Source organism: Thiobacillus sp., assembly GCA_024235835.1.
GTDB lineage: Bacteria > Pseudomonadota > Gammaproteobacteria > Burkholderiales > Thiobacillaceae > PFJX01.
Genome location: JACKLQ010000002.1, coordinates 106,544 through 119,902, shown reverse-complemented (window position 1 = coordinate 119,902; position 13,359 = coordinate 106,544). Strand labels below are relative to the sequence as shown.

General features: G+C 64.9%; 8 protein-coding genes and 2 pseudogenes. 5 read left to right on the top strand and 5 right to left on the bottom strand.

Annotation, left to right across the window (positions count from 1 at the left end; all coding sequences use genetic code 11):
- Window positions 1-542 precede the first annotated feature (542 nt).
- Window positions 543-881, top strand: a complete 339-nt coding sequence (locus H6935_08810; GenBank protein MCP5278449.1) for a helix-turn-helix transcriptional regulator — start codon at window positions 543-545, stop codon at window positions 879-881.
- Window positions 871-2,175 (top strand): type II toxin-antitoxin system HipA family toxin, encoded by a 1,305-nt coding sequence (locus H6935_08805; protein ID MCP5278448.1) that lies wholly within the window; start codon window positions 871-873, stop codon window positions 2,173-2,175. Before H6935_08810 ends, H6935_08805 begins: the two co-directional genes overlap by 11 nt.
- A 219-nt stretch (window positions 2,176-2,394) precedes the next feature.
- Here H6935_08805 and H6935_08800 read toward each other — a convergent pair.
- Window positions 2,395-2,601 (bottom strand): annotated as a pseudogene (locus H6935_08800) (DNA-binding protein).
- A gap of 765 nt (window positions 2,602-3,366) precedes the next feature.
- Complete coding sequence (locus H6935_08795; GenBank protein ID MCP5278447.1) at window positions 3,367-4,296, bottom strand: trypsin-like peptidase domain-containing protein; 930 nt, start codon at window positions 4,294-4,296, stop codon at window positions 3,367-3,369.
- Window positions 4,297-4,521: 225 nt separating this feature from the next.
- On the opposite strand from H6935_08795, the gene H6935_08790 reads away from it, so the two are divergent.
- The 3 genes and pseudogenes from H6935_08790 (at window position 4,522) to ltrA (ending at window position 8,059) form a co-directional block, all read left to right on the top strand.
- Entirely contained in the window at window positions 4,522-5,817 is a 1,296-nt protein-coding gene (locus H6935_08790; protein MCP5278446.1) for an FMN-binding glutamate synthase family protein, read from the top strand.
- A gap of 146 nt (window positions 5,818-5,963) precedes the next feature.
- A complete protein-coding gene (locus H6935_08785; protein ID MCP5278445.1) occupies window positions 5,964-6,269 on the top strand; it encodes a hypothetical protein in 306 nt (101 codons plus the stop codon).
- 426 nt (window positions 6,270-6,695) lie between these two features.
- Window positions 6,696-8,059: pseudogene (gene ltrA / locus H6935_08780) on the top strand (group II intron reverse transcriptase/maturase).
- Between the two features lie 100 nt (window positions 8,060-8,159).
- On the opposite strand, the gene H6935_08775 reads toward ltrA, so the two are convergent.
- The 3 genes from H6935_08775 to H6935_08765 are packed head-to-tail and all read right to left on the bottom strand — an operon-like array spanning window position 8,160 to window position 13,335.
- Complete coding sequence (locus H6935_08775; protein ID MCP5278444.1) at window positions 8,160-8,600, bottom strand: DUF302 domain-containing protein; 441 nt, start codon at window positions 8,598-8,600, stop codon at window positions 8,160-8,162.
- A gap of 9 nt (window positions 8,601-8,609) precedes the next feature.
- Complete coding sequence (locus H6935_08770) at window positions 8,610-11,312, bottom strand: glucosidase (GenBank protein ID MCP5278443.1); 2,703 nt, start codon at window positions 11,310-11,312, stop codon at window positions 8,610-8,612.
- Complete coding sequence (locus H6935_08765; GenBank protein MCP5278442.1) at window positions 11,305-13,335, bottom strand: glycogen debranching enzyme family protein; 2,031 nt, start codon at window positions 13,333-13,335, stop codon at window positions 11,305-11,307. Before H6935_08765 ends, H6935_08770 begins: the two co-directional genes overlap by 8 nt.
- Between the last annotated feature and the right edge of the window lie 24 nt (window positions 13,336-13,359).

Here is a 13,359-nt window from a genome sequence, read left to right as displayed (position 1 = left end):
GTGTGCAATTATGTGCAATTCAGGGTGAAGTATGTGTTTGAAAGCATTGCAAATCAATAGGATACGAACGGTGTCATGGGATTGAAAATCCGCGTGTCGACGGTTCGATTCCGCCCCTGGCCACCACTAACAAATCAAGCATTTAGGCTACCCATTGCGGTGGCCTTTTTGCTTTCTGGGCTCACGCTTTCCCCGGCAGCATTCCGAAGTCCGCGTGTCGCTCCATTGACTTCACATCGCTTTGGTCAAATTTGCACGCTGATTAACACCCTCAAGGATCCGATGCCCTGGGCCTGCTCGAGGTCAGGCATGTTGATGCCGACCTGTATGACATGGGACTCGACACCCAAGCCGATCAGATGATGCCCATTGCCTTGAGTCACCCCAAACGAAGGCTTGAACACATGAAATCCTCCGCCCGTCCGGTTTATAATATGAACCATCTATAAACCATATAATTGACATATGACTCATAGATGAATCAATCGTATTGACATGCAGCTCCCGTTCTTTATGATGATTCATCAATGAGTCATTCAGCTATGCCGCGTATTGAGCACAGAACTTATTCCCGCGCCTCGCTCGAGGCGCTCACCTTGCTTGGCAAACTTATCCAGCTTGCCCGCAAGCAGCGCCGGATGACGGCTGCGGAGCTGGCCGAACGGACGGGCATCTCGCGTAGCACCCTGCAACGTATCGAGAAGGGTGATCCGAAGGTCGAGGTGGGCCTCATGTTTGAGGCGGCCGCCCTTGTCGGGGTCCCTCTGTTCGATGCCGGCCCGGGCCGGCTGGTGGACAAAATCGCGCGCGCCGATGACAAGCTCGCCCTGCTCCCCAAGGCAATCCACAAAGCCGACACCGAAGTGAACGATGCGTTCTGACGCCTACACGGAGGCCTTTGTCTGGGTCTGGTTGCCCGATGCGACGGCGCCAGTGGTGGCCGGTCGCCTCTTCGCGGACGGGGACGAATTGCGGTTCAACTACGGCCAATCCTTCTTGTCCCGTCCCGGCGCCATCCCCCTCTACCTCCCGGAGTTGCCGCTTCGTTCGGGCGCGTTGCCCCTGCTCGAGGGCCTGTCCATGCCGGGGTGCCTCCGCGACGCTGCACCTGACGCCTGGGGCCGGCGGGTGATCCTGAACAAGAAATTCGGCACGAAAGGCGCCCAGCTGGACGGGATGGACTTGTCCGAGCTCGTCTTTTTGCTCGAGTCGGGATCCGACCGAATCGGGGCACTGGACTTTCAGACTTCACCAACACAATACGTCCCCCGCAACGCGCAGAACGCCAGCCTTGAAGAGCTGCAACAGGCTGCCGAACGTGTTGAGCGGGGTACCCCGCTCACTCCCGAGCTTGATCTGGCCTTGCGACATGGCACCGCCATCGGCGGTGCCCGTCCCAAGGCACTGATCGAGGACGGCAGCCGCAAGTTCATTGCAAAATTCTCGGCATCGACCGATCTATACAGCGTGGTGAAAGCCGAGTTCGTGGCCATGCGGCTGGCCTTGCTCGCGGAAATGGAAGCCGCTCCCGTTTCCATCGTCCGCGCCGCAGGCAAGGACGTCCTGCTGGTCGAGCGGTTCGACCGGGTGCGGAACCAGGCTGGCTGGGTGCGCAAGCCGATGGTTTCTGCCCTGACCATCCTCGGCCTGGACGAGATGCTGGCGCGCTACGCCAGCTACTCGGACTTGGCAGCCGTCATTCGAAACCGGTTCACGGGTTCAAAGGCCACGCTGCGGGAACTGTTCAGCAGGATGGTGTTCAACATCCTGTGCGGCAACACGGATGACCACGCCCGAAACCACGCCGCCTTCTGGGACGGCGAACAGCTCACCCTCACACCGGCCTACGATGTCTGCCCCCAGGCCCGAACCGGGCAGGAGGCGAGCCAGGCCATGCTCATACACGGCAACGACAACATGAGCCGCTTGAGCACCTGCCTGGCGGGGGTGGAGTCATATCATTTGAATTTGGGCGAGGCCATCACCATTGTCGAGGCCCAACTGCATGCCATCCGGGAGCATTGGGATGACGTATGCGCCGAGGCGGGCCTGACCTCGGTAGACCGCAACCTGCTCCAGGGCGGGGTGTTCCTCAACCCGTTCGCATTTACCGGCTTGGAGGGCGACGCCGCTTCGCTGCGCCGTCTGGCTGACGAAATTCGGACGGGATTCTAGGTTTCAGTGCTTGCAATACGCAGTTGATGGCATGGGACGTGGATGGTCCGCCACCGCGCCCGGGAAACCTTGCTGGGCAGGGCGGCTGGTACTTCTCCTGGATGTCGCGAGATGCACAACAGCCTGAACACACTCGTTCAATGCCCGGGCCCTGCGGCGGGGGCACGCCCTGACAGTCCACGGTTCGGTAATGGCGGGGGATGCCCCAGAGGAGCGAGCCTACCCTTGCCAGGACTCCTGGGCGGCAAAGAGCCGGTGTTGCCACCGGTCAACTGCCGCCGTACTCCATTACACGTGCTTGCCGATCCTGACCGGCGGCGGAAACTGCCCGCCCTTGGTCATGTATTCCAGGGTGCGGGGCGAGATCGCCAGGCGCTTGTACACCGCTTGCTTGTCCATGAGCGTGGATTGGGTTTGGGTTTCCATGGTTTGGCTTTAAAGTGGATGGAAACCAATGTAGCAATGGGTCGGGCGAGTTTGATCTGGGAGCCGGAAAAGTGGGTAAACCGCGATCGCGCGGACCTCTACAGGCCGTGCCCGGGGACTGTGGGGCAGGAACACCGGCCGGGTCGCACAGGGTATTCCGATACCCAATGCATCGCCTGGGGCGAGGGTCGGTTATAGCGTGTGGGCGATGGTCAGCGTCTGACGATTTTCTGACACTGCCATCGTGAAAAGCCTGTCCTGGGTGCGTTCAGTTGCGTTTGAATTCGCTCAAGTGCTTGTTTATTAACATAGTTGCGTATGGCTGCGTTTCAAAATTTTTTTGAAAATCCGCGTGTCGACGGTTCGATTCCGCCCCTGCCACCAGATTCCATGCGGGTTTCACTAAACCCGCTTACTGCTGAAAATTCCTGTGTAGGTGCTGCTTAGGTGGGTCGAAGGAAAGTGATCCTGCTTCAGTCGCAGTCATGCGATGACCAGCCTGGCCAAGCCGGATGAATCTGGACATGCCGATGGGTGACGGCCGCCCTATCCCCTAGGGGTGTCCTTCGGGTACGTGCGCAGGGCGTCGGTGGCAATGGCGTGCACCGGCCAGTCAGTTCCCGGTTCAACTGGTCATCGTCCTTGATGACCGGCACGCCGTCATCAAGGACGGAAGTGGAATGCCAAACCAGGGTGGTGGCTAGGGTGAGGGTCAGTAGCAGGCGCATGGAGTTCTCCAGGGTGTGGAATCGAAATCTCGCCTGCTCACAGCGCCCCGGTGGGCATAAGGCTTTTGCTCAGTTCGAACTCCAGCTGTTCCAAGGCCCACTTGGCTTCCGCGTGGGTGGAATCCAGCATCAGTACCTTCTGGAAGGCGGCGGCGGCGTCCTCCGCCTGATCCCGGCCCCGCAGGGCGCGGCCCAGGGCCATCCAGGCTTCGGGGTTGTTGGGTTCCTGCTCGCACCATTCCTCCGCCAGGCGTTGCAGGGCGCGCCAGTTCTCCTTGGCGCCCAGGTCGCAGGCGGTCAGGAAATAGCCGCTCTCCCTGCCGGGGGCCTCCCAGAAGGTCTGATGCCCGGCGATGGGTTCCAGCTTGCTCTCCGCCATGTGCCGCAGCCAGCCCACCGGCAGGGCGAAGTGGAAGTTGCCCCCCGCCTTGGCCTTGAAGGTGAGGATGCCCACCAGGCGGCCGTCGTGGTCGAACAGGCCGCCGCCGCTGGCGCCCCGGTCGAAGGGGGCGGAGGTCTGGATGACCCGGCCGCCGTCGCATTCGCAGGCGTGCAGGCCGATGACCCGGCCCCGGCTCACGGCGAACTCGCCCGCCGGCCAGCCCACCGCCGCCACTTCCAGCCCCACCCGGGTCTCGCCCAGTTCGATCATGGGCATGGGGGAGGCATTAAGGCCCGGCAGGGTGAGGAAGCATAAATCCCGGTAGGCGTCCGTCAGGTCGGTGCGGGCTAGACGCGCCTCGTCGCCCACCTGCACCTCGATGCGCGCCGCATTGCGAAGCACGTGGCAGTTGGTCACCAGACGGTCTCCCGCCAGGGGCACGGCGGAGCCCAGCTCCTGGGTGCCATCGGCGCGGGTGACTTCCACCCGCAACACCCTGGCCTGCCAGTCCTGGTGCCAGGCCAGGGCTGGGCCGGCCACCAAGACGCCGATCAAGGCCATGAATTTAAAGATGGCATGCGGCATGGTGATCTCCATATCTGTCATGCCCGGCAGCTTCACTTAAGTTTCATCTAACCCGCGGCGCATCAAACGGGCGCCTAGCGGAACTGCAAAGCAGGAACCTACGCTATTAGTCGAGGATAACCGCCGAACCTGACAATGCCAGTCAGCAATTCGCGCCTGCCACGACTCACATGGGCAAACACACTTAACTGGAGGCAAGCCATGTTCCCGAGTCACGCATTCGTCATGCAGGCCCTGGAGTTTCTCGCCGCCCTGTTCGTTTTCGTGGTGGGGCTGGCCGCCCTGGCCCTGGTGGTGGTGTATGTGCTGGACGTGACCCAGACCCGCCAGGCCCTGCGCCGCAACTATCCGGTCATCGTCCACTTCCGCTATCTGTTCGAGCGCCTGGGCCAGTTCTTCCGCCAGTATTTCTTCGCCATGGACCGGGAGGAGCTGCCCTTCAACCGGGCCCAGCGGTCCTGGGTGTACCGGGCCGCCAAGGACCTGGACAACACCGTGGCCTTCGGCTCCACCAGGGACCTGACCCGGCCGGGTACGGTGCTGTTCGTCAATACGCCCTTCCCCACCCTGGGGGAGGACGCGGTACCCCCCCGGGAGGTGGTCATCGGGCCGGGCTGCCGCTCGCCCTATATCACCCGTTCGCTGTTCAATATCTCCGGCATGAGCTTCGGCGCGATTTCCAAGCCCGCCGTGCTGGCCCTGTCCCAGGGCGCGAAACGGGCTGGTTGCTGGCTCAACACCGGCGAGGGCGGCATCCTGCCCGGGGCCAAGGTGACGGCGGAGATTGCCGCCATCCGGGGGATCGGCGTGGGAGAAGACGCCATCAGCCCCAACCGCCATCCGGACATCCGCGACAACGGCGAGTTGCTGGACATGATCGAGCGGGTGCGGCGGGTGACGGGCAAGCCCACCGGCATCAAGGCGGTGCTGGGCGGGCCGGCATGGCTGGACGCCCTGTTCGCCCTGATCCGGGCACGGGGCCCGGACAGCGCGCCGGACTTCATCACCGTGGACGGCGCCGAGGGCGGCACCGGCGCCGCCCCCCAGGCCCTCATCGACGATATGGGCCTACCCTTGCGGGAGGCCCTGCCCCTGCTGGTGGACAAGCTGGCCGAATACGGCTTGCGAGAACGGGTGAAGGTCATCGCCTCGGGCAAGCTGGTCACCCCGGCGGACGTGGCCTGGGCCCTGTGCGCCGGAGCGGACTTCACCTGCTCGGCCCGGGGCTTCATGTTCGCCCTGGGTTGCATCCAGTCCCTGCGCTGCAACCGCAACACCTGCCCCACGGGCATCACCACCCACGACCCCCGCCTGCAGCAGGGGCTGGTACCCGCCGCCAAGGCGGAGCGGGTGGCCCACTACCAACGCAACATGACCCGGGAAGTGGGCGTCCTGGCCCACGCCTGCGGCGTGCGGGAACCCCGGGAACTGAATCGTTCCCACTGCCGGGTGGTGGACGCATCGGGCCAGTCCGTGCCGCTTTCCGAGATGCATCCGGCTACCCCTGAAAAAAATCTGTAAGGAATGCTTTGGCCACCCGACCAATCCACGGACCGAAAGCAAACACCGATGCAAACACCGATGTCAGGTTTCGGAAAGCAAACCGGTCTTAATCGCCAGTACGGACAACTCCCGTACTGACCTCAACCGAAGAGAAGGAGAACATCATGAAAAGCACGACACTCATCACCAGCCTGATCGCTTCCGGCCTGTTGGCCACCTCCGCCTTCGCCGGCACCTATTGGGGCGGCGACAGCAATCCCGATGCGTATGGCTATGTCCTCAACGACCTCGACAAACCCGCCTTCGTGGGCACCGGCTTCAGCATGGCCTCACCCCGCATCGATGCCTACAACGGCTTCACTGCCGGCAACGGGGATATCGACCAGTCCGGCTTCGCCATCGGTGCCGCCGGCCCGGAAAAAGGCCATGGCGACAACTACGGTTGGGCGGTGCTGGATGTCAGCCGCTGATCGTTTTCACCCCCACCAAGGCCGGAAGCGATTCCGGCCTTTTTCATGCGCGCCCGGCACGGGCGCACTCTTGTGGGTGCAAGTCCCACCGTAAGTTGATCACAGCGAACGAAGCGAAGCGCAGCTGCATGAGGGCGACCGAGTGTGGGGAGGAAGCGTGGAGCGAAGCTGCGAACCGATGGACAAGAACCGGATAGAAGGCGTTGCCGAGCAGGGCGAACGGGCATGAAACCGAGAAGCTCTCGTGATCAAGGCGAGGCGGCGTAAATCCGGCGGTTGTGCATTGAAGGAGTGCGTTCTTACCCGGGGAGATCTCGCCTTACGCCTGAAAGGGCGACGCCGGAAGGCGGAGCGAGAAGTCAGCAGAGGCCGTAGTAGCTGCCAGTCAAGGAGCGAATGGCCGAACGAGGAGAAGTGTTCGAGGCCATGTCGATGTTGAACGCCAGGCGTCAGAAGTCCGCGCAAGCGGAGCGGGCGGGGGGAGCGCACGGTGAAGCCGGACGCGATCCTGTCAGCGACGAAGCGGCCAACCCGCGACGGGACACCGAGAGCACAGGGTCAGGGCTGCTCGCTGCGGCCCTGACGAGAGACAACCTGCGGCAAGCGTGGAAACGAGTCAAAGCCAACAAAGGGGCGGCGGGGGTGGATGGTCTGGACATCGAGCAGACCGGACGCCACCTCGTCACGGCGTGGCCGGAGATAAGGGAACAATTGCTGCGGGGGACGTACCGGCCCAGACCGGTACGACGGGTAACGATTCCGAAACCGGACGGCGGCGAGCGTGAGCTCGGCATCCCGACGGCCACGGATCGGCTGATCCAGCAAGCCCTGCTGCAAGTGCTGCAACCGATACTGGACCCCACCTTCAGCGAACACAGCTACGGCTTCCGGCCGGGACGGCGGGCACACGACGCGATGCTTGCGGCGCAGGGCTACGTCCAATCCGGCGGAGGAATGTGGTCGATGTCGATCTTGAGAAATTCTTTGATCGCGTCAATCACGACATCCTTATTGACCGTTTGGGGAAACGCATTGACGACGCCGGAGTGATCCGGCTGATTCGGGCGTACCTGCCCAGCGGCATCATGAGCGATGGCGTGGTGCTGGATCGGTACCAGGGCACGCCCCAAGGCGGGCCGCTGAGCCCGCTGCTGGCGAACGTGCTGCTGGATGACGTGGATAAGGTATTGGAGAAGTACGGCCATTGCTTTGCGCGCTATGCCGACGACTGCAACGTCTATGTACGCAGCCGGAAGGCAGGCGAGCGGGTGATGGCGCTACTGCGGCGGTGTTACGCCAAGCTGCGGCTCAAGGTCAATGAGGCCAAGAGCGCGGTGGCGAGCGTGACGGGAAGGAAGTTCCTGGGCTACAGCTTCTGGTTTGCCAAGGAAGGGATCAAGCGCAGGGTGGCCGACAAGCCGATGGCGACGTTCAAGCAAAGGGTCAGGCAACTGACCCGGCGCTCGGGCGGACGCAGCATGGCCGAGGTCATCGACAAGCTCAAACCTTACCTGTTGGGATGGAAAGCCTACTTTGGGCTGGCGCAAACACCGAAAGTCTGGCGGACGCTGGACGAATGGCTTCGGCACCGGCTCAGGGCGATCCAACTCAAGCACTGGAGGCGGGGTAGCACGATCTACCGGGAACTGATCAACCTGGGCGCAGCCGGACAGGTAGCAAGGCGTGTAGCGGGCAATTCCCACTGCTGGTGGAGAAACAGCGATGGCGACATCAAACGGGTGCTGACCATTGCCTACTTCGACAAACTCGGCGTACCTCGACTCTCATGACCTCAACTTCTCGAACCGCCCGGTGCGGACCCGCATGCCGGGTGCTGTGGGAGGGGCCCGGTCAGGTAACCTGACCGCCCCTATCCCGATTGCTGAAGGATTACTTCAAAGCCGCGTCGATCAACCCGCCCACCGCCGCCAGAGGCTTGCCCTGGTCCGGGTCCAGGCCGTGCCGGCCGATGAGGCATTCCGGGCTGTTCCAGGTCACCAGGGTACGGCCGCCCTCGTCCTGCCAGGCCAGGGCTTTCATGGGCAGGTCCAGGCCGACGGTGGGCACGGCCTGCATCAGGGGTGTGCCCACCTTGGGATGGCCGAAGACCAGCAACTGCATGGGCCGCAGCGACAGGCCCGCTGAGCGGGCCTCGGCGGCATGGTCGATGCGGGCGAAGACCTTGATGCCCTTGGTTTTTAGCACGGCCTCCAGACGATCCAGGGTCTCCGCCACCGGATAGGGACTGGGGCGGCTGGCCAGGCCGGAATCGTCGGCGCCGGTGGACAGGGGCAGCAGGGCCAACAGCAGGATGGAAAGCGTGTTTCTCATGGTTCATCTCTAGGGGGAAGTAACGGTGGGGGATTTCCAGTATTCGGGAATGTCTTCCCGATAGCGCCGGAACACCAGGTTTGCGATCAGCGCGGTCCAGCCGGTCTGATGGCTGGCGCCCAGCCCCTGGCCGGTGTCGCCGTGGAAGTATTCGTGGAACAAGTGCAGGTCGCGCCAGTGGGGATCCCGCTGCAAGGGGGAATCCGGCGCATAGGCGGGGATGCGCCCCTCCGGACCGCGCCGGAACAGGTCCACCAGGCGCTCGGCCAGCAGGTTGGCCACTTCCTTCAGGCTGGCCCCACGGCCGTCCAGACAGGGGGCGGACACGGTGAAACCGGCGCCCAGGAAGCGGTAGTACTTCTCCACGGACTGGATGAGCAGGTAGTTCAGTGGCAGCCACACCGGGCCGCGCCAGTTGGAATTGCCGCCGAACAGGCCGTTGCGGGACTCGCCAGGCTCGTATTCCATGCGCACCCGGCCGATACCGGGCAACTCGACCAGGTCCTGGTGGCTGGCGTGATGCTTGGAGACGCCGCGCACGCCGTAAGGGGAGAGGAATTCGTTTTCATCCAGCACCCGAGCCAGGATGCGCGCCAGCTTGTCCGGATCGGCCAGGGACAGCAAATGCTCGCCGCGTGTGTTTTCATGCACCGGGCAGGCGCACACCACGTGGCCGTCGAAGCCGCCGCCGCCGTGTTCGGCCAGGCGGGCGGCGAAGCGGGGCGCGGCCTCCAGCAGGCGCTTGTCCACCACCTCGCAGGCGAACAGGGGAATGATGCCCACCCAGGAGAACACGTCGATGCGGCGTTGCCCACCGTCCGGCCCCAGCAGCAGGTCCTTGTAAAAACCGTCCGCCTCGTCCCACAGTGCAATGCCGCCGTCGCCGTGGCCGGCGCTTTTTCCAGCAATCCCGGCGGCGATGTTCATGAACTGCATGTAGCACTGGATGGCGATTTCCTCGTAGGCCGGGTCTTCCACCGTGATTTCCAGGGCCATGAGGGTCAGGTTCAGGGCATACATGGCCATCCAGCCGGTGGCGTCCGCCTGCTTGAGATGAAAGCCGGGCGGCAGGGGTTGGGAGCGGTCGAACACGGAGATGTTGTCCAGGCCCATGAAGCCGCCCTCGAACACGTTGTGGCCGTCGCTGTCCTTGCGGTTGATCCACCAGGCGTAGTTGAGCAGCAGCTTGTGCAGCACCCGCTTGAGGAAACCCCGGTCTTCCGTGCCTCGCTGAACCCGCTCGGCCCGGTAAAGCTTCAGGGCCGCCCAGGCGTGCACCGGCGGGTTGGCGTCGCCGAAGGCCCACTCGTAGGCGGGGATCAGGCCGTTGGGGTGCAGGGCGTTGTCCCGCAGCAGCAGTTCGATCTGGTCCTTGGCAAAGTCCAGATCCACCAGGGCCAGGGCCGAGGCATGGAAGGCCAGGTCCCAGGCGGCGAACCAGGGGTATTCCCACTTGTCCGGCATGGACACCACCGCCTTCATCCGGAAATGGCGCCAGTGGCGGTTGCGGCCTGACTTGCGCGCCGCCGGTGGCGCGTGGCCGTCGCCGTCCAGCCAGCGGGCCACGTCGTAGTGGAAGAACTGCTTGCTCCACACCATGCCCGCCAGGGCCTGGCGCAGGATGCGGTGGTCCTCGGTGTTGGCGTGGGGCAGCAGGGTGTCGTAGAACACCGTGGCCTCGGCATGGCGCAGGGAGAAGGTGGCTTCCCAGCGGGCGAAGGGCGCATCCATGGGGGCACGGGACAGCACCATGCCGGTCATGGCGGTTTCGCCGGGGGCTACGGTGAGCCGGTGGCTGGCGGTGAACTTGCTGCCCGAGCGCTCCGGATTGACGGCGGCGGTCTCGCCGTGGACCAGGTAGCGGTGGAAGGCATCCTTGGTGTACGGGTGGGCGTTGGGTTGGCCCCACAAGGCCTGGGTGTTGGTCTCGTTGTCGGTGAACAGGCGTTCCGCTTGGCGCCGGCCATACAGGTAGCAGGTACCCAGGCTGGGATGGTCTGCCCGCACCGCCCATACCGCGCCCTGGGGCGCGGGGATTTCGCGCAGGACCGGCCGTTCTCCGCCGTCGCCCCAGTTCCATGTATTGCGGAACCATAGGCTGGGTAATAGCCAGATGTTGGCTGGTTTCGGCCCCCGGTTTGCAGCGAACAGGCGGATCAGTATCTGCTCCGGTCCCGCCTTGGCGTAGCGCACCTCCACGTCCCAGTATCGGTCGTCCACGAAGGCGCCGGCGTCGTGCAGGGTCACCGGCGGATCGGCGCGAGTGCGGCGGGCGTTTTCCTCCACCAGCCAGCGGTAGGGGAACTCGCCCTGGGGGTACTTGTACAGGTAGCGCAGCCAGCTGGCGGTGGGGGTGGCGTCCAGGTGGAAGTAGCATTCCTTCACGTCCTCGCCGTGGTTGCCCTGGTTGCCGGTGAGGCCGAAGAGGCGCTCCTTCAGGATGGGGTCGCAGCCGTTCCACAGAGACAGGGCGAAGACCAGGCGCTGTTCCTCGTCGCAGATGCCGGCGATGCCATCCTCGCTCCAGCGGAAGGCCCGGGCGTGGGCCTGGTCGAAACCGAAGTACTCCCAGGCAGCGCCCTCGGCGGAATAATCCTCCCGCACCGTGCCCCAGGCCCGCTCGGACAGATAAGGTCCCCACAGGCGCCAGTTCTCCCGGCCTTGCCGCTGGGCCTCCAGGCGGGCGCGTTCCGGATTGTCGTGGCTAGCCATGGCGAGCCTCTTGTCCGGCGCGTTCCAGTTCGCACCAGACCTGCAACACACTGGCCACGGACCAGGCCTGGGCGGGGGCGCCCCGGGGCGTATGGGGCGGTTCCGCGTCGAACAGTTCGCTTACCGTGCCCAGGCCGGCGTCCGGCAGATGGTCGGAGAAGGGCTCCAGCAGGGCCTGGGCGGCCCCAGCGTCACCGGTGACCTTGTACGCGGCCATGGCGTAATGGGGCAGCAGCCAGGCCCAGGCCGGGCCCTGGTGGTAGGCGCCGTCCCGCGCTGCCACGCCGCCTTCGTAGCGGGGCCGGTAATCCGGGTGCTCCGGGTCCAGGGTGCGCAGACCGTAGGAGGTGAGCAGGCGTTCGCCCACCACCGCCACCACCCGGGCCTGGTTCTCGGCCGCCAGGGGCGTGTGATGCAGGGAAACGGCGAAGATCTGGTTGGGGCGGATGCGGCCATCATCGCCTTCGGGGCCGCCGATCACGTCATACAACCCCAGGCCGTCGGGCCGGATGAAGCGCCGGAAGCCTGCCCGGGCCTGTTCCGCCAGGGTTTCGAAGGGTGTCGGGTCCTCCTCCAGCAGCCGGGCGAAGCCCGCCAGGCTCAGGAGGGCGTTGAACCAGAGGGCGTTGATCTCCACCGGCTTGCCCGCCCGGGGGGTGACGGGATGGCCGTCCACCCGGGCGTCCATCCAGGTGAGCTGGGTATCGGGCGCGCCGCAGACCAGCAAGCCGTCCGCCGGGTCCAGGCGGATGCCATGGCGGGTGCCGCGCCCATAGGCCCCGGCGATATCCGCCAGCCTGGGCCAGCAGCGGCGCAGGGCGTCCAGGTCGCGGCTGGCTTCCAGGTAGGCCCGCCAGGCCTCCAGGTACCACAAGGCGGCATCCGCCGAGTTGTAGGCCGGAGAGGCCCCATCCTCTGGGAAATGGTTGGGCAGGTGGCCGTCGTCCAGGTGGGCAGCCCAGCCTTCCAGGATGTGGCGTGCCTCCTCGTGGCGATGGAATGGCAAGGTCAGCCCCGGCAAGGCGATGAAGGTGTCCCGCCCCCACTCACCGAACCAGGGATAGCCGGCGATCATCCCGCCCCGGCGTTGCCCGCGTTGCAACGGCCAATCCACCAGGAAGCCGCTGGCGGCCAGCACCAGCTGATCTATCCAGGCGGGGGCGCCGGACAGGCAGCCGTTCCGCACCTTGGCCATGCGCAGAAGGCTGGCGTCCTGGTGCTGGCGCTGGTGCAGGGCCTCGCCCAGATAAGGAGAAATATCCCGTTCCGTGGAGGCGACAAAACCCACCCACTCGCCGGCATGAAGGGGCAGGTCCACCGTGCCCACCCACAGGAGGTCGTCCCTGTCCGGCAGACCGCGCCGCGCCTCCTCCTGCAAGTGGAAGCGCTCGATCCAGGTCTTCTCGGCGCTGATGCGCCCGCAACGGCTGCGAAAGCGCAGGGCCACGCCGTCGCCAAAATCCACTTCAAGTTCGTGGTCCGAATGGTGGATAGCCGGCTCGAATGCCCCCGCGTGGGTCTCGCCATGATGGTTCCGGTGGTTGGCCAGCAGCCGCACCTGCAACCTGGGGTGGGCGCCATGGCCCGGCTCCGCCAGCAGGCGCCAGGCCAGGTAGGTCGTGTTGGCCCCCGCCTCCATCCAGATGCGCGCCTCCAGGCGGGTGTCCCCCACCCTATAGCGCCACACCGGCAGACGGCCGTCCAGGCGGAAGGACTCCAGATGGAGATGGCCGAGGGGTTCCAGAGCACCACTCGCCCAGCGGTTGGTGAACAAGGGGATCGCCCGTTCCCCAAGCATCAGCGTGGCCTCGGCCCGGGCGAACACCAGGCGGCGGCCTGGCGAGCCGCCGGGTTCCGGGGCCACCAGCAAGCCGTGGTAGCGGCGCGTGAGGGTGCCCGCCACGGTGCCGGCGGCATAGCCCCCCAGACCGTTGGCGAGCCACCATTCCCGGCGCTCGGCCTGGGCAAGGTCGTTGCAGACCTCGCGGCCGAAATGGATGGATTGGGGCAGGGCCTGTTCCACGTGGATTCCTATCTCTGGCGGCGG

Bases quoted from the DNA above. Each gene is read 5' to 3' on its own strand.
- H6935_08810 (MCP5278449.1), top strand. From the start codon at position 543: ATGCCGCGTATTGAGCACAGAACTTATTCCCGCGCCTCGCTCGAGGCG.
- H6935_08805 (MCP5278448.1), top strand. From the start codon at position 871: ATGCGTTCTGACGCCTACACGGAGGCCTTTGTCTGGGTCTGGTTGCCC.
- H6935_08795 (MCP5278447.1), bottom strand. From the start codon at position 4,296: ATGCCGCATGCCATCTTTAAATTCATGGCCTTGATCGGCGTCTTGGTG.
- H6935_08790 (MCP5278446.1), top strand. From the start codon at position 4,522: ATGCAGGCCCTGGAGTTTCTCGCCGCCCTGTTCGTTTTCGTGGTGGGG.
- H6935_08785 (MCP5278445.1), top strand. From the start codon at position 5,964: ATGAAAAGCACGACACTCATCACCAGCCTGATCGCTTCCGGCCTGTTG.
- H6935_08775 (MCP5278444.1), bottom strand. From the start codon at position 8,600: ATGAGAAACACGCTTTCCATCCTGCTGTTGGCCCTGCTGCCCCTGTCC.
- H6935_08770 (MCP5278443.1), bottom strand. From the start codon at position 11,312: ATGGCTAGCCACGACAATCCGGAACGCGCCCGCCTGGAGGCCCAGCGG.